This is a genomic window from Chitinophaga sp. OAE865, assembly GCF_040546735.1.
Taxonomy (GTDB): Bacteria; Bacteroidota; Bacteroidia; order Chitinophagales; family Chitinophagaceae; genus Chitinophaga; species Chitinophaga polysaccharea_A.
Genome location: NZ_JBEPOF010000001.1, coordinates 4,415,961 through 4,433,369, shown reverse-complemented (window position 1 = coordinate 4,433,369; position 17,409 = coordinate 4,415,961). Strand labels below are relative to the sequence as shown.

Genomic DNA, 17,409 nt, shown 5'->3' with positions numbered 1-17,409 from the left:
CTATAGTTTTTCTATCCAGCGACTGTACCATAACTGGAAAACCAGCATATTCCATAATTTCTGATGGCTCACTTTACCGCCTGATAAATAATTATTCAGTAACCCTTCTACATGCGGCACATTGAAAAGCCCTGATTTTGCCAGGCGCTCACCGGAGAGATAATATTGCATCTGCTCTTTCAGCTCATCCCTGAACCATTCCTGTAATGGGGCGATGAAGGGCCTTTTGGGACGTTCCATCAAAGACTTTGGAATATATTTATGTACAATTGTTTTCAGGATGTATTTATTGATACCGTCTTTTATTTTAAGCCCTGCAGGCACCTTTGCCAGGAATTCCACCAAACGGTGATCCAGCATGGGTTCCCGGCCTTCAATACTAACGGACATGGTGGCCCGGTCTACCTTTACCAGGTTATTATCAACCAGGAAAGTTTTATAATCTACTGCCAGTAAGCGGTTCAGCGGATCATTCATATTGTCCAGTTCCCCGTTCATGTCGAAGTTAGTTTTATAACCATCTGCCGGCACGGCGGTATAATAATTCACTTCATTTTCCGTGAGATACTGGCTGATATATTTCAGCGCATGCTGTGGCTTGCCGCTTGCCCATATCAGTTTCATCTTCTCATAACGAGAAGCGAAATTATATTGCTTGTTGAAGTAAGGGATCACTTCCGGCGACACTACCGACATAGCAGCGCTGAGCGTGCGTTGCAGGGGTTTGGGAAAACTGCCGGTATAGCGGAGCGACTGGTTAAATTTATTATATCCTGCAAACACTTCATCTCCCCCGTCGGCAGAGAGCACCACTTTTACTTCCTTACTGGCAAACCTGCTCACTAATGTGGTAGGCACAGTAGAGTTATCTGCAAATGGCTCATCGTATATTTCCGGCAGGTGCTCCAATACCTCTTTTGCTTCAGAGGGACCTACTATCCATTCATAATGTTCAGTACCCAGGTGCATGGCAATTTTCTTTGCCTCTTTCGACTCATCCCACTGAGGCTCTTTATACCCAATGGTAAAGGTTTTGATGCGGCTGGAAGTATCAGACTGCAGCAAAGCCGCGACGCTGGCACTGTCGTACCCACCGCTCAGGAATACGCCCACCGGTACATCGGATACCATGCGGTAACTGTATGCGCTGTGCATGAGTTGCTCCGTTTGCTTGATCACATCAAATTCAGACAGACCGGTAAGCGGCTGCCGGTAAGCATCCAGTACATTCCAGTACTGCACTTCCTTTACCGAAGCATCGTTCAGCGACAGCTTCAGCAGGTGGCCGGGTTTCAGCTTATGCGTGTTCCTGTAAATAGTGTAAGGGGCGGGAATATAGCTGTACTGGAGGAAGAGGGACAGGCTTTTTTCATCGATCTCTTTCCGGAATTCCGGGTGCTCACAAATGCCTTTCAGTTCGGATGCAAAAAGCAGGGTGCGGTTATGCCAGTAGTAATATAATGGTTTAACACCGGCACGATCCCTGAAGAGCGTCACTTCTTCTGCAGTGCGGTCATAAATTACGAAGGCAAACATGCCGATGCATTTATCGAGGATCTTTTCTTTCCATTGCGCATAGCCTTTCAGCAGTACTTCTGTATCGGCGCCGGAATGAAAGTGGTGGCCCAGCTTTTCCAGCTCTGTACGGATCTCCTTGAAATTATATATCTCTCCATTGAAAATAATGGAATATTGCTCAAAGTGCATGGGCTGATGACCTGACCTGGAGAGATCCAAGATGGATAAACGGCGCTGACCCAATCCCACAGAAGCCCGGGGATGTTCGTATACCTCATAGCCGGCGTCATTTGGCCCGCGATGCGCCATTACATCTGTCATGCTGCGCAGAATGTCTGCGTCTGATTTTTGGGTAAAATCAATAAACCCTGCTATGCCACACATAAATTATCCGGTTTTGGGTGTTTAAGATTCCAGAAAATTCCCTTCCAGAATGCATTCATATGAACTGATTCCCTTTTTAGTAAAAACTGAACCGTGTTCTTGGGAATAGTGAGAAAAATAAAATACAGTATGAAGAACATCCTGGCGGGCAGCTTTACGTTCCGGCGCATGAATAATATCCTGTTACGTGTAATGTAGTAAGTTTTCAGGGGGCTGTTCTTACCGGTGGTCATGGACTCTTTATGATAGATCAGCGCCTTATACTGGTAGTATATTTTATAGCCCTGGCGTTTGAACTGCTCGCACCAGTCGAATTCCTCATAATAAAGGAAATATACTTCCGGCATCAGTCCTACTTTGGCGAGGGCGCCGGCAGATACCATCATAGCGCCGCCGTGTGCATAATGCGTTTCCGATATAGTGTCGTACTGGCCATTATCCTGTTCACGGCAACCGATCATACTGTTTCTCCCGGTAAGCCTGTCCACTGCCTTATACCCTGCGTATTCTATAGTTCCTTTCTGAAAAAAGTAATGAAACTTAGGGCTGACCACACCGGCATCGGGATGTTTGGCAAATACTTCCAGCAGGCCTTCTATCAATCCTTCTGTAAACTCTGTATCATTATTTACCAGGAAAAGGTATTCGCCGCGGGCGGCTTTAATACCCAGGTTATTTCCTCCGGCAAAGCCCAGGTTATCTTTACTTTCAATAACGATGGCTGAAGGATATTCGTTCTTTATGGCCGCAACAGGGCTTTCTGCAGATGCGTTATCCACTACAATCACTTCCAGATTGGGATAGCTGATCCTGTTAAGGGAGGCCATGAGCTCCACGGTTACCTTTGCATTGTTATAATTAACAGTGATAATGGATACCAGCGGATAATATGTATTACTTTCTGGCTGCATCTAATAAAGGATTATCGATACCTGTTTGTGTATGAGTAGTGTGTATAAAAGTTTTATCTGCTCCCTTCAGGCGGAACAACAATAATATCATAATGCCAACAGCGCGTGGTAAAGTAACCACAGCGGTGAAGAGATATTTTGAAAAGAACTTCCCTGGGATAGGCAGTAAGAGGCTAAGTATATTCAGTATAAACAAAGCCACCCACCAGTAATAAGACACCGGCATAAAACGCTGCAGCAGGAAGCCAAGCGCTGTACAAACCGTTAATGCTGCCAGCAGCAGCATACGCGGCAGCAATGCGTTCTGGCATACCGCAAGGTTAAAATAATTCACATCGCCTTTAAATAAAGCAGCCCATCCCCTGCCCCAGAACGTGCGCAGATATACCAGCTGGCTGGACATCCAGCGTTTGCGCTGGTTCTCAAACACGGCCGCATGCGTAATCTTTTCATCATACACATAGGCATCTTCCAGGTATAAAATACTATGTCCTTTTGATATGACCAGTAATTGCAATACTTTATCAAACCCGCCGGTAGCTTGTATTTCACGGAGAACCTGTTTGATAAGCGGGTAATGAAAGGCCATACCTGAGCCAATTACGGAAGACGATAAGCCCAACGCGTTGGCGCCTTTACGGTACAGATGATTGGCAATGATCTCATTGGCTGCGTCGAGAATGGCAAAAGGCGTATTCAGATTCTTGGCTACCCTTTGTCCCTGGATGGCATGATGCCCCTGCTGGTAGGCATGATTGATCTTTAAAAGAAAATCTGCCTCCAGCATATTATCCGCATCGCAGATCAGTGCCAGGTCGTAATTATCTCCCAATTTTTCAAAAGCCGTATTCAGCGATTTAGCCTTGGTACTTTTATCGAATTTAACCGGTATCACATTCACACCGGTAGCAGCCAGCTCTTCCATGGTGCGTGATTGCAGTGAATCCGCAATCACCACTACTTCAAACTGGTGCAAAGGATAATGCAGGCGGTTATAACTGTTAACAGTGGATAAAATAATACTGTCTTCCTTATAAGCCGGGATGAGAATGGCAATCTTCGCATAAGTAGCCGTTTCCTCATATGCAATTTTCTTCTTACGGCTCAAACGGCCGGCGATGGCTAACAAAAGATTGTACAGTACACAACCGGCCAGGTAAACAAACAGTATTACTGTTATAATTGTTATCATTATACATTGTCTTTTTGTACAAGCGCGAACGGCGTGCTTGCCATCAGCCACATATCATACCTCAGCGAGCGTTTATGGGCGTAATTAATATCCAGGTCGATCCTTTCTTTGACCGACATATCTTTTTTACCTCTTTTACTTACCTGCCATAAGCCCGTAATACCGGCCGGAGCGAGGAATCTTTCCACCCATTCGTCGGTAGTAAGCGTAGTGGCTTCATATAATGGCAGCGGACGGTTCCCTACCAGCGACATATCCCCTTTCAGTACATTGAGCAACTGCGGGATCTCATCCAGGCTGGTATTGCGCAGGAAGCTTCCGAGTTTGGTTACCCTTGGGTCGTTGGATACTTTTATAAAAACAGGACCGTTTGTTTGTCCGTCGTATTGGTTCAGGTGTTTGATTTTGTCCAGTTGCCTGTCGGCGTCCGGTACCATGGTCCGGAACTTGTAGAATTTAAAGACCCGGTAATTCCTGCCCGCGCGTTTGGCGGCATAAAATACGGGGCCTTTGGATTCGAGCCTGATGAGAGCGGCAATCACCAGCATTACAGGGCTCAGCAAAAGTAACCCGCCACCTGCCAATACTACATCAAGGGAGCGCTTCAGGAAATTGCTGTAAAACCTGCGGGTGTATAACCGTGTACGGAGACTGCTGCTTTTATATACCGGGAAAGTGCGCATACGTTTTACTTTACTCACTATCGCAATTTTATTCCCCAGTACATGCCACGCCTCCTGTGTGATGATATCATCAATAAAGGCATACTTGCTTACCAGCGATTTCATTTCATCAAACCCCTTATCTGTATACACAAAAAACGGGATAGAGCAGAGGAACTGGTGTGTTTTAAAATAAGTGCTCCATTCCGAAAGGGCCGATTCATAGGCACTGTCGAAGCGGTAAATAATAGCCGCGGGCACTTTCTTAAAAATGTGCTGCAACTGGTTGATCACTTTCTGCGCATCTGTCACATTCTCCGTCACTATGCACCTGAATTGATTGTTTTCAGTCTGCATCCCCTTATGCGGTGTTCCTACAAAAAGCAGGATGCTTTCTGCATCCGGAACCTCGTAAAGCAATGTGCTTTTACCGGTATCGGTTCCTCTGATGCTTTCTACCTGCAGTGAATTTTGGGTAAAGGTATCCATCGGTTAAAAATTAGTAGTGTATTCGTAGGTGACAATTACATTATACCGCAGCAGCACTCAATTGTTTTTCCAGTATAAAATTTACTTTATCCAACAATTGCATCGGGTCGAAAGGCTTTTGGAGCACTTCTCTCACATTGTTATATTTTGCTGAAAGATCATTTACTTTATCAGCATAGAACCCGGAAAGCACCACCACCGGTGTATCCTGGTAGAGGTAGCTGCCCGACAGGTAATCCAGTAGTTCCCATCCATCAATATTCGGCATCTGCAGGTCTGTAATGATCAGGTCTGCTTTGTTCCCTTTCAGCAGCCAGGTAATTGCTACCAGCCCGTCCTGTGCGGAAACCACAGAATATTCTTTTCCTAAAAGTGCCTCCAGCAAATAACGCATCGGCATACTATCGTCTATTATCAAAATTGTCTTTTTCATTTATACCTTCTTTACAAACAATTACTAAAAACCGTTAATGTGGGCCATGCAAAAAAATGCAAGTTCCCGAAGGCTTTTGATGGGATGTGGTCAATTATTAGTCAGGTAAGTTACCTTCTGCGGTTTTAGCAAGGGGATATGAGAGAGATATATGGTTTTTACATTTCCATGTTCCTGCCGGAGTTGTAATCCGATGAACATGGAAGCAAAAGTATTATTTTCAGGATATCATAAATACTTTTTTTGGTAAACGACTTAATTTGGAGGGTAAGTGTTGGAATTTTTACTGTAAACGGTGATGAACATCTCAAAAAAAGGTATAAACAAACATCCAATACAAAAATTCAATTGTGTATGATCCAAATTATGATACTTTTGCATTGAAAATATATGTACCCCCACAAAAGTATCGTCCGCTATGTCAATTTTGTCTGTGATCTTCTGGCTAAGTGTTTTTATTGTATGCTATAGTTATATAGGATATGGTGTGCTCCTTTATCTTATTATCCGCGCAAAGCGGCTACTACAGGGCAAGCCGGCTGATAAGCCAGCAGCATTCGTGCCGGATGTCACCTTTCTTGTGGCTGCTTATAATGAAGAAGATTTTATTGGGGAAAAGATAAAAAACAGCCTGGCCATGGATTATCCTGCCGGGAAAATACAGTTCATTTTTGTGACAGACGGATCTACCGACAACACCAATGAAATTATCTCGCAGCATCCGCAGGTGAAATTATTATATGATCCGCAGCGTAGGGGAAAAATGGCCGCTGTAAACCGCGCGATGGGATTTGTAACCACTCCTTTTGTAGTGTTGTCAGATGCCAATACCCTGCTGAACCCGGCGGCCGTATCATTGCTCATGCAGCGCTTTGCAGACGACAAGGTGGGCGCAGTGGCCGGTGAAAAAAAGGTGATGCCTACCACAGGCGGTGCAGAAGCGCAGGGCGAAGGCATGTATTGGAAATATGAATCCCTGCTAAAGAAATGGGATGCGGAACTTTACAGCGTAATGGGCGCTGCCGGCGAGCTGATAGCTATCCGTACCAGCCTGTATGAGCATCAGCAGGAAGATACCATACTGGACGACTTTATGATCTCTTTCCGGATAAATATGAAAGGCTATACCGTGATGTATGAGCCCGCAGCTTATGCTATGGAAACCTCATCGGCTTCCCTGCAGGAAGAATATAAACGTAAAGTGCGGATCAGTGCAGGCGGTTTCCAGTCGATGGGCAGGCTGCTGCCTTTGCTGAACCCTTTCAGGTATCCCAGGATCACGTGGCAATACATTTCCCACCGGGTGCTGCGCTGGACGCTGGCACCTCTGTCTCTTTTACTGGCCCTGGTTTCCAATATTCTTCTTATCCTGTTGGGTGCCGGCGCTATATATATGATCACCGGCCTGTTGCAGCTGCTTTTTTATGCCGCTGCGCTTACAGGTTATCTCCTGGCCAGGAAACACATTAAAGCCAAATATTTCTACATCCCTTTCTATTTTGTATTTATGAACGTGGCAGTCTACATCGGTTGCATACGCTTTTTCAGGAAGCGGCAATCCGCCGTTTGGGAAAGGGCGCAGCGCAGCATTGCAGTTCAATAGCAGCTCACTGGTATATTTCACCCGATAAAAATTTGCGTTTACCAGCAAAAAAACGCCGTTTGCAAAAAAAATCTTAATATATACAACCAGTTATTTAATTTAGCGGTGAAATGTAAAAACCAATTGTCAGAATGGGCTGAGAATACAAATATGCCATCAATAAAATGATGATTTACCTGCAGCCGTTTTTTCCAAAGACCTCATCCTTCGATAAAGCCACGCCAGCTTCGGATCTATATCCTGAGCGTATTTAATTTTACCATCTCCTCTGAATTACAGGTATTTCCGGCTTCCCGGATCAGTGCTTGTTCATACTTTTTTCCCGCAGCAGCGACCGAATAACTGTGGGATAACATACATAATATATGTCCATGAATCGAACTTTACACCGCATGCTCCTTTTGATGCTTTTAGCATTATGCTGCCTACCGGCAGTAAAAGCTCAAACAGCATTAAACCCCAGTGATCCCGTAATCACTTACAACTCTACCAATCCTCCTGCGGATCCTCCGTACGACAAGATCACCAAATGGGTGAGAACAGTCAGGATGAGTTATAATACTGATTCTTATAAATCCTACATTTATAAGAATATGGCGTTTCGCCTGAAATTCCCTAAAACCTATGCCCCTGGCGTAAACGACGGGAAAAAGTATCCCATTTACCTGTTCTTCCACGGCGTAGGTGAAAAAGGAACTATCTACGATAACGAATACCAGTTATTGTGGGGCGGACAAACATGGGCCAGCCGCGTTGATAACGGGACTTTCGACGGCTACCTCATTTATCCCCAGAGCCAGGGCGGCTATTGGGGCCCCAACGATTATGATAACCTGAAAGAGGTGATCGATTCTATTGTTACCAGTGCAAAAGGAGATCCCGACCGTTTGATCGTAAACGGCTTGTCCGGTGGCGGATGGGGCACATGGGAATTTACCATGCGCTACCCGCAATTAACCGCAGCTTCATTGCCTATGAGCGCCATGGCAATTGATTACGGCAATCATATTGATACTTACAAGTTCACGCAGATGTGGCTTTTCCAGGGCGGCCTGGATGGCAACCCCGCACCTTATACCACTAACCAGGTGGTGGCCCTCATTAACGCCGCTGGTGGTAACTTTAAGCTCACTACTTATCCCAATGATGAGCACAATACATGGATAGACGCATGGAATGAGCCCGACTTTACGCCTTTCATGCTAAGGGCCAACAGGCTTAATCCTTATCCATTATTCGGCTCCGCAACCTTTTGTCCCGGTCAGACGCTTACCATTGGTATAGCCCCGGGATTTCAGCAGTATGAATGGCAGAAAGATGGTGTTACTATATCTACCGGTACGTCCAACTCCATCGTGGTGACCACGCCGGGCAGTTACCGTGTAAGAGGACAGCTGCCAAACGGATGGACCGGATGGTCGCCCACACCACTCGTGATCAGTTACAAGCCTGCTTCTCCCAAACAAACCATTACTACATCCCCGGTACTCGCCAGTAATGTGCTCCCTGCTCCGGACGGCGCTACCAGCATTACCATGCAGGTGCCTTCCGGCCTGATCAGTTATGAGTGGATACGCGCAGGCAGCTCTACTGTGCTCAGTACTACCAATACCTTAACCACTTCTACCCCGGGCGCTTATGTAGTGCGGGTAACTACACAGGGAAATTGCATCGGCACTTACTCCGATACTTTCCGGGTTGTAAACAGCACCGGCGTGAATGGCCCGGATCCTATCAGCAGCCTGGCAGTGAACAGTTTCACCAAAACACAGATCGTGTTATCGTGGACAGAAAACGCCACCCCGGCTTACAACGAGAAATACTTTGAAATATACCGCGCCACCCAGGCTGGAGGCCCATACACACTTGTAGGACGGAACAATGCCAATGTGGTTACATTTACAGATAATAATCTTATTCCAAATACGGACTATTTCTATAAAGTACGGCCTGTAAACGATAATGCTGCCGGACCTCTTTCTGCAGAAGTAAAAGGCACCACTTCGTCTGACAGCTCCGCTCCTTCTGCTCCACCGTCGCTGACCCTCGGTAGCTACACTAACAACCAGGTAATACTGAACTGGTCGGCCGCGACAGATGATGCAGGTATTGCCGGTTATGACATTTACGCCAACAATGTGTTGAAAATGTCTGTAGGTAATGTGCTTACCGCCACTGTAACAGGTCTTACGGATGGTACCATGTACAATTTCTATGTGAAGGCGAAAGATGTGTCGGGAAAATCGTCTACCCCAAGCAACCAGGTAACGATAAGAACCAAAAAGGCAAATCTTTCCTATAAATACTATACAGGCAGTTACAGTAACCTGCCCAACTTTACCAGTCTCACGCCAGCCCAAACAGGCAAGGCTTATGTGCCGGACCTTTCCGTTGCACCTGCAGGCGTTACCACTAACTTCGCAGTGATGTGGACTGGTTATATCCGTATCCCGGTTACCGGTTCCTACAAGTTTGAAACGTATTCAGACGATGGCAGCAAGTTGTACTTCAATAAAGCATACAGCAGCAGCGCCACAGCTACCGTAAACAATGATGGTTCGCATGCCGCTGCTTATGCTTCAGGCACTGTAAGCGTAAACGCGGGCGTATATCCTATTACGGTTACTTACTTCCAGGGCGGCGGCGGCTCCGCCATGGGCGTATACTGGACCAGCACCGCTGCAGGTATTACCACCCGCACATTGATCCCTGCCGAAGCCTTTATTGATACATCTGTTGTTAACGGAACAGCGCCAACAGCGCCTAGCAACCTGGCTGTGGCTGTAAACAATTACAGTAAGCTGAACCTTACATGGACAGATAAAAGTAATAATGAAACCGGCTTCGAAATTTACAGGAGCACCAGCAGCGGCGGAACGTATGCCATTGTTGCTACCACTGCAGCCAACGCAGTAAGTTATACAGATACTGCGCTGAACGCCTCTACTGCCTATTATTACAAAATAAGAGCTATCGGTGTCTATGGTGAATCCGCTTATACTACAGTGGCAAATGCTACTACAGCGGCTAAACCATTGCCACCGGCAGTGCCAACCAACCTGGCTACACAGGCGCTTTCCACACAGGTGGTGAAATTAACCTGGACAGACAACAGCACCATTGAAACAGGTTATGAAATACAACGCTCCCTCACAGACAGCCTGCATTTCAGCGTGCTGAAGAGTGTGGGACCAGTGGCATCCGGACAGGGAACCTTCTCTGATTCCTCTCTCGTTGCCAACACAGTAGTGTACTATAAAATAAGGGCATACGGAGAAGGCGGTTACTCTGCCTTCACAAAAGCAGTGATCGCAAAATCACTGAACAATCCGCCGGTGATAGCTGACATCAGCAGCCGTACCATCCGCTATGGTACTACCCAAAGCATAGCGTTAACGGCTACCGACCCGGATAATGATGCCATTACTTTCAGTCTTTACAATGCCCCCGCATTTATCACCCTGCAGCAAAATGCCGGCGTTACTTCACTGAATCTGGCGCCAACTGTTGCGCAGCAGGGCACTTATAATGGTGTTGGGGTAATTGCCACAGATGCCAATGGTGGTAAGGATACGGCATTATTTAACCTCATAGTGAACGATAACTATCCACCGGTAATAGATTCTGTTGCAGGATGGAGTGTAGATGAAGGAACGCAGAAAACCGTAAAGGTATCACTGCATGATCAGAACCCTGCGAATACCTTCACCTGGACAGCGCTTCAGATTCCTTCTTTTGCTTCAATAACCAGTAATAATGATACCTGTGTAATCAACCTGCAACCGGGATATGGCGCTTCCGGCACCTATACCGTTAAGTTACAGGCAACAGATAACCAGGGTGGTATTGATGTACGGAGCTTTGTATTGACCGTGGTGGATAAACCAACACCGAACTACAAGCTGCTCCTTAACTTTACACTGAATGCCCTTGCGCCTGCACCATGGAATAATATCACCGGTGCTACCACGAACCTGAAAGATGATAACGGCCAAACAACCAGTGTTGGCCTGTCGTTCGACGAAACATGGTGGGCAGGCGGAACAGAAGGCGCTACCACCGGCAACAACAGTGGTATATACCCTGATGTGGTAATGAGCCAGTACCTTTACTTTGGCTCGCTGCCCGGATTCTTTACAGGAGCTCCGTCTATGCATGGACATATCACCGGGCTGGAAACCAACAGAACTTATTCTATCAAGTTCTTCTCCAGCAGTAAATGGTGGGCGCCACAGCCGGATAACGGCAGCACGCAATACACTATTAATGGTGTAAGCAAAACCCTGAACGTTCAGAATAACACTACCAATGCAGCGGTATTTGAAAACCTGACTGCAGACGCTAACGGCGAAATTAAATTTACGCTCAGCATACCGGCGGGTGGCCAGGTAGGTTACCTGAATGCGATGGAAATAAATGCAGGCGGTGCAGGCGATACTACTGTTGTAGTAAATCAGCCACCGGTAATTGCGGCTATTCCGAATAAAACATTAACAGCCGGAGATACCCTGCATGTACAACTTTCAGCAACAGATCCTGAAAATGATGCGATCACTTATACCGGTTATAACCTTCCTGCTTTTGTTTCTGTGGTACAGTCGCCAGGTACGCCTTACCTCCTGGTGTCTCCTGCTACCAACAATGCAGGCCAGTTCAACAATATCGGTGTAATTGGCACAGATACGCATGGTAACAGCGATACAGCGGTATTTAATCTCACAGTAAATGCACCCGCAGGTGGGGATACAAGCGGTTATAAACTGCTTATCAGTATCAAACAGAATTCTACCGCACCAGCGCCATGGAATAACGTAACCGGAAGAGTGACCAACAACCTGAAAAATGACCAGGGACAAACAACTTCGTCCAGCCTGGTATTTGATGAAACCTGGTGGGCCACCAATGGCGAAGGCGCCATTACCGGCAACAACAGCGGCGTGTACCCTGATGCTGTGATCAACGATTTCCTTTACTTCGGTTCACTGCCTGGCTTCTTCTCCGGAGCACCGAGCATGACCGGTCATATAACAGGACTGGAAGCCGGTAAGAAATTTACCGTTAAGTTCTTCTCCAGCAGTAAATGGTGGGCGCCGCAGCCAGACAATGGCAGCACCCAGTTCACCATCAATGGAGTAAGCCAGACCCTGTATGTACAAAACAATTCACAGAGCGTAGTGAGCTTCGCTAACCTCAGCCCTAATGCAAACGGTGAGATCATATTTACGCTGAGTGTTCCTGCAGGCGGACAGGTAGGTTACCTGAATGCCATTGAGGTAGTGGCGGGTACTTCCACAGCACCAACAGTCAATCACGCACCGGTAATAGCAGATATTGCAAACCAGAGCCTGGAGGCAGGTTATAGCCTGAATATCCCTGTGACGGCAACAGACCAGGACAACAACCCGATTACGTACAGTACCGTCAACCTGCCTTCATTTGTTACCCTGGTACAATCAGGTGGCAACGTATCACTTTCCGTAGCGCCAACCATCAGCGATGCAGGCACTTACAATAATGTAAAAGTTATTGCAAAAGATACCTACGGTGCTGCAGACACTACCACGTTCAATATTACAGTTACGCCTCCGCCTAATACCAGCGGCAGCTACAAACTGTTCCTGAACTTCAAACTCAACAATACCGCGCCGGCGCCATGGAATAATATCACCGGGGCAACGTCTAACCTGAAAAACGACCAAGGCCAAACCACTACCGTTGGATTAAGGTTCGATGAAACATGGTGGGCAGCAGGCGTAGAAGGCGCTACTACCGGTAACAACAGCGGTATTTACCCGGATGTGGTACTGGCAGAATACCTTTACTTTGGCTCATTGCCAGGCTTCTTTACCGGCGCACCTGTAATGCACGGTCACCTTACAGGATTGAGCGCCAATACCACTTATACCGTTAAGTTCCTGTCGAACAGTAAATGGTGGGCGCCACAACCAGATAACGGCAGCACCCAATTCACCATCAACGGTGTAAGTAAAACCCTGAGCGCACAGAACAATACCAGCAACACAGCAGACTTTACCAATCTTACTGCTGATGCCAACGGTGAAATTGCCTTTACGCTCAGTATTCCTCCGGGCGGACAGGTTGGTTATCTTAACGCGATGGAAATAGTGGCTACCAGCAATATCCAGAACCTCAACAACAATACCCAGGTAATGGGAATAGGTAACAATATAGTAACCACCAATGCCCTGAAAGGCAGCATGCAGGTGAACGTTTATCCTAATCCTTACGTTGATAACCTGGCGATAGATATGACACTGCAGAAAACAGCACCTGTAATGCTCATTGAAATCGTGGATCTGAGCGGCAAACGCCTCTACAGCGAAACAAGGAAAGAGGTTCCACAGGGTAAAAACCTGATCAGGATCAATACCCAGCGCTCGGTTACATTGCCTGGCGTATATTTCCTGAAAATCACTTCTTCTACCGGTGAAACAAAGAGCGTCAAGCTCGTCAGACAGAATTGAGTTGTAACTGAATGATTATTATAAAAATAAGACCGTTCCGGAATATTTCCCGGAACGGTTTTTTTATAAAATATTCGCTTTACCCGGAAAACTTCAGCGGTTACCAACTAAATTTTATGTTTCGCTTAAAAATAAAGTGTCTTTTAATATAATCTTTTACCTTTGAGCCATAACCGGATATACCAGGATAGCTTTGCTCCCCGGATATCTCTCCATTAACCTCATCCTCGCCAAAAACCTGATATATTGTAGGGCATCTTGCCAAACATTATCTCATTTTTTACCATCTCCTCTGATATACCAATTACCACGCCGGGACAAGGCAGATATACTGCAATGTATGTATATCCCACTCTGCGTATCAATTAAAGTTTAAAGGAAAATTTCTATATGGACATCGTGTATTTTATAAAGGCATTGCTTAAAAAGAAATGGTGGATACTCTTCAGCACCATTGCCGCTGTTGCAGCAGCATTTGCCTTTACCATCGGCAAACCCAAACTGTATGCCTCCACTGCCCAGATGGCAACCGGGTTCACTACCAATGAACAGATCAAACTGCGTGACGAAAATGTTAACCTTTTTGAAGCAGACGTTAAATTTGATAACGTTATTGAAACCATGAATTCCCCGCTGGTGATAGGGCTCCTCGCCTGCGATCTGATAGTGCACGATCTTACCAGCAATAAACCATTCAGGCATCTTTCAGAAAAAGATCTGAAAGATCCTCACTATACCAGTGCCGATAAGGAAGAAGTGGTGCGCGTTTGCCGCCAGAAGATTGACTCCCTGCAGATACTCTCCTCTTCCGTGCCAGGTGAAAGAAAAATACTGGAGTTCATGAAAGTGTACCGGTACGACTTTGAGTCTATCCGCAAAATGTTGTATGCAACACGTCTTTCCCGTACAGACTATATCAATATAATCTGCTACTCCGATAATCCCGAGCTGTCTGCCTACACAGTTAATACCCTCTATAAAGAATTTATCCGCTTTTACCGCAGCTCACGCTCAGAACGTTCCGTTGAAAACGTGGAAACATTTGAAGCGCTGGTAAACCAGAAGAAAGCAGAACTGGATCAGAAAGTAGAAGCACTCAGGGGTTATAAAACACAACAAGGCGTATTAAACGTAGAAACTGCCAGCGGCAACGAATGGGACCTGATCAAACAGTTTGAGAAATCTGTATCTGACGAAAGGGCCAATTACAACAACCTGCAGGCATCTCTCAATAATATAAATGCTCAACTGGCACAGGCTTCTAGCGGCAAGCCTGCATATTCCAATTCCAATGGAGAAATTGTTGCGTTGAGAAAACAGATCAATGAGCTGAACGATCAGTATGTGAATTCAGGTTCCTCTGATAATGCCCTGGCAGAAAAGATAAAGACCCAGCGCGCCAGGCTGCAGAAAGTACTGCTGGATGCTTCCGGCACCACCGGCAAAGTAAGTACCCGTGAAGAGCTGATCCAAAGCAGGGATGCACTGGAAGCGCAGTTAAGCGCATCAAAGCTCAATATCAGCACCCTGGAAGGAAAGATCCGCAACCTCCGCTCTTCTGTTGGTTCTTATGCCAATAAAGAAGCCACTGTTACTTCACTGCAACAGGAAGTAGAACTGGCACAGGATGAGTATAACAAGCTGAAAGAAAAACTGGGCTCTGCACTGGATAACCGGAATGTACCACAGGATAACTTCCGCCAGACATTGAAAGGACAGCCGGCTTTTACTCCTGAATCGTCCAAGCGGTTGGTGATTATGGGCATGGCAGGCATGGCGGTATTTATGATCTCCTGTATAGGGATCCTCTTCAGGGAATTTATGGACAACTCGCTGAAGTCGCCTTCCGTATTTAACCGCACCTCTAACCTGAAGCTGATTGCCACTATCAATCACACCAATCTTCAGCGCTATAAACTGCTGGAAATATTACAACGTAAAACAGATGAAGCGCAGTGGTTAAAAAGACAAAATGTTTTCCGTGAACTGTTGCGCAAACTCAGGTATGAGCTGGAAAGCAGCGGTAAAAAGATCTTTCTCTTTACCAGTACAGAGCCTCAACAGGGTAAAACCACGCTGCTGCAGGCTGTTGCGTACAGTCTTAGTTTAAGCAATAAAAAAGTACTGGTGATTGACACCAACTTCTGCAATAATGATGTGAGCGTGCAAATGGAGGCAAAACCAACGCTGGAATATTTCTCCGTACCACCTTCTGAGTTCACTATTGAAAAAGTAAAAGCAATTACCACTACTTACGAAACTCCGGGTATTGAGATCATTGGTTGTAAAGGTGGCGACTATACGCCGTCGGAGATCCTGCCTCCCAACCACTTGCTAAATTACCTGCCCGAACTGAAAAAGCATTATGATTATATACTGATGGAAGGTGCGCCGCTGAATGATTTCACCGACAGCCGCGAGCTTGCTGCTTACGCAGAAGGTGTGGTAGCGATCTTCTCATCCAATCTGAAAATGAAACAGATCGACAGGGAGTCTTCCGAATTCCTTGAGTCGCTCGGTGATAAGTTCCTGGGAGTTGTTTTGAATAATGTAAAAGAAGATTTTATTGAGCTTTGATTTTTAAACATGTATCAACTGATCTTTAAAGACATATTTAGTTTGCGCCCTGAAAAAAGCGAATCTCGTTATGCCTGGATCGACTATGCCAAGGGAATAGCCATTATACTTGTGGTTTACCGGCATCTGGCGTACGGCCTGGTTGCACGCGGCGTGACTTTGCCCAAAGGAGTGTTGGACACAAACGATATGCTTTACAGTTTCAGGATGCCCTTGTTTTTCCTGTTGTCAGGTTTGTTTTTCGGGAGAAGTGTTGCGAAGCGTGGCGCATTGAATTTTGGAATATCGAAGGTGAACACCTTGCTGTATCCTTACTTACTATGGGCGGTAATACAGATCAGCTTACAGATCCTATTCCCGGAATACGCTAATGCAGAAAGGTCAAAGACGGATTTCCTGAATATTATTCTCCAGCCCAGAACACTGGATCAGCTTTGGTACCTGTTTGCATTATTTAATGTTACTATGCTGTACCTGTTCACCTCTCTGCTGATCAAAGGAAGGAAGGGCTGGCAATTATTTTTAGGACTGGCGTTACTCGGCGTAGCTCCCTATGTGCAAAGCAGCAGTGCACTTTACGATATCGCATTACATTATATCTACTTTGCTATCGGGGATATTGTGGCCGTATACTTTTTCCAGGGCGAGGTACAGGAGATGTTGTCGAACCCGGCGTACCTGCTTTTGTTCACGCCGGTTTTTTGTTTACTGCAATGGTATTACCTGTATCACCAGCAAATGAACCTGTATATATTAATGCTCATTGCACTTAACGGATGTTTGTTCGTGATCATGCTTGCATCCTGGCTGGCAAAGCTGCGAAGGCTGCAGTTCCTGAATGTAATTGGTCATTATTCTTTGAATATCTACCTGCTGCATGTTACCATATTTGCAGGGCTTCGGGCTATACTGCTGTATGTTGGCATCACCAACGGTATCACCCTGCTGCTGATCTGCATACCATCGGCGATCCTGCTTTCCATCATCGCCTACCGCATACTGGTTAAGGTTGGATGCAGTTTCCTGTTCAGGGGTAGGTTCAGCATTGGCCGTTTAAATAAAAACATAATGACGCACAGTTTTATATGAAAATGCAACCAAAAAAGAAGCCGATAGACCAACATCTTCACCAGGTGCTGATTCTCATCTTTATAG

9 protein-coding genes are annotated in these 17,409 nt (G+C 46.0%); 4 read left to right on the top strand and 5 right to left on the bottom strand.

Annotated features, from left to right (window positions below):
- The 5 genes from asnB to ABIE50_RS17890 are packed head-to-tail and all read right to left on the bottom strand — an operon-like array spanning position 1 to position 5,589.
- The gene (gene asnB / locus ABIE50_RS17910) at positions 1-1,902 is read right to left on the bottom strand and encodes an asparagine synthase (glutamine-hydrolyzing) (RefSeq protein ID WP_142686910.1); all 1,902 of its coding nucleotides are present in this window, start codon (positions 1,900-1,902) and stop codon (positions 1-3) included.
- Positions 1,890-2,813: a glycosyltransferase family 2 protein gene (locus tag ABIE50_RS17905; protein WP_209857651.1), complete on the bottom strand. Its 924-nt coding sequence runs from the start codon at positions 2,811-2,813 to the stop codon at positions 1,890-1,892. Before ABIE50_RS17905 ends, asnB begins: the two co-directional genes overlap by 13 nt.
- A complete protein-coding gene (locus ABIE50_RS17900; protein ID WP_209857650.1) occupies positions 2,797-4,005 on the bottom strand; it encodes a glycosyltransferase family 2 protein in 1,209 nt (402 codons plus the stop codon). The genes ABIE50_RS17905 and ABIE50_RS17900 overlap by 17 nt, the downstream gene beginning before the upstream one ends.
- Positions 4,005-5,156, bottom strand: coding sequence for a sugar transferase (locus tag ABIE50_RS17895; RefSeq protein ID WP_209857649.1), 1,152 nt, complete (start codon positions 5,154-5,156; stop codon positions 4,005-4,007). The genes ABIE50_RS17900 and ABIE50_RS17895 overlap by 1 nt, the downstream gene beginning before the upstream one ends.
- A 40-nt stretch (positions 5,157-5,196) precedes the next feature.
- Positions 5,197-5,589, bottom strand: a complete 393-nt coding sequence (locus tag ABIE50_RS17890; protein ID WP_209857648.1) for a response regulator — start codon at positions 5,587-5,589, stop codon at positions 5,197-5,199.
- 418 nt (positions 5,590-6,007) lie between these two features.
- Between ABIE50_RS17890 and ABIE50_RS17885 the strand changes: the two genes are divergently transcribed.
- The 4 genes from ABIE50_RS17885 (at position 6,008) to ABIE50_RS17870 (ending at position 17,343) form a co-directional block, all read left to right on the top strand.
- A complete protein-coding gene (locus ABIE50_RS17885; RefSeq protein ID WP_209857647.1) occupies positions 6,008-7,192 on the top strand; it encodes a glycosyltransferase family 2 protein in 1,185 nt (394 codons plus the stop codon).
- 371 nt (positions 7,193-7,563) lie between these two features.
- The gene (locus tag ABIE50_RS17880; RefSeq protein ID WP_209857646.1) at positions 7,564-13,677 is read left to right on the top strand and encodes a fibronectin type III domain-containing protein; all 6,114 of its coding nucleotides are present in this window, start codon (positions 7,564-7,566) and stop codon (positions 13,675-13,677) included.
- 390 nt (positions 13,678-14,067) lie between these two features.
- Positions 14,068-16,254, top strand: a complete 2,187-nt coding sequence (locus tag ABIE50_RS17875; protein WP_209857645.1) for a GumC family protein — start codon at positions 14,068-14,070, stop codon at positions 16,252-16,254.
- A gap of 9 nt (positions 16,255-16,263) precedes the next feature.
- Complete coding sequence (locus tag ABIE50_RS17870; RefSeq protein ID WP_209857644.1) at positions 16,264-17,343, top strand: acyltransferase family protein; 1,080 nt, start codon at positions 16,264-16,266, stop codon at positions 17,341-17,343.
- Positions 17,344-17,409 lie beyond the last annotated feature (66 nt).

What these genes read in the sequence shown, in the direction of transcription:
- ABIE50_RS17885 (WP_209857647.1), top strand. Translation starts at nt 6,008, where the DNA reads ATGTCAATTTTGTCTGTGATCTTCTGGCTAAGTGTTTTTATTGTATGC.
- ABIE50_RS17870 (WP_209857644.1), top strand. Translation starts at nt 16,264, where the DNA reads ATGTATCAACTGATCTTTAAAGACATATTTAGTTTGCGCCCTGAAAAA.
- ABIE50_RS17905 (WP_209857651.1), bottom strand. Translation starts at nt 2,813, where the DNA reads ATGCAGCCAGAAAGTAATACATATTATCCGCTGGTATCCATTATCACT.
- asnB (WP_142686910.1), bottom strand. Translation starts at nt 1,902, where the DNA reads ATGTGTGGCATAGCAGGGTTTATTGATTTTACCCAAAAATCAGACGCA.
- ABIE50_RS17900 (WP_209857650.1), bottom strand. Translation starts at nt 4,005, where the DNA reads ATGATAACAATTATAACAGTAATACTGTTTGTTTACCTGGCCGGTTGT.
- ABIE50_RS17895 (WP_209857649.1), bottom strand. Translation starts at nt 5,156, where the DNA reads ATGGATACCTTTACCCAAAATTCACTGCAGGTAGAAAGCATCAGAGGA.
- ABIE50_RS17890 (WP_209857648.1), bottom strand. Translation starts at nt 5,589, where the DNA reads ATGAAAAAGACAATTTTGATAATAGACGATAGTATGCCGATGCGTTAT.
- ABIE50_RS17875 (WP_209857645.1), top strand. Translation starts at nt 14,068, where the DNA reads ATGGACATCGTGTATTTTATAAAGGCATTGCTTAAAAAGAAATGGTGG.
- ABIE50_RS17880 (WP_209857646.1), top strand. Translation starts at nt 7,564, where the DNA reads ATGAATCGAACTTTACACCGCATGCTCCTTTTGATGCTTTTAGCATTA.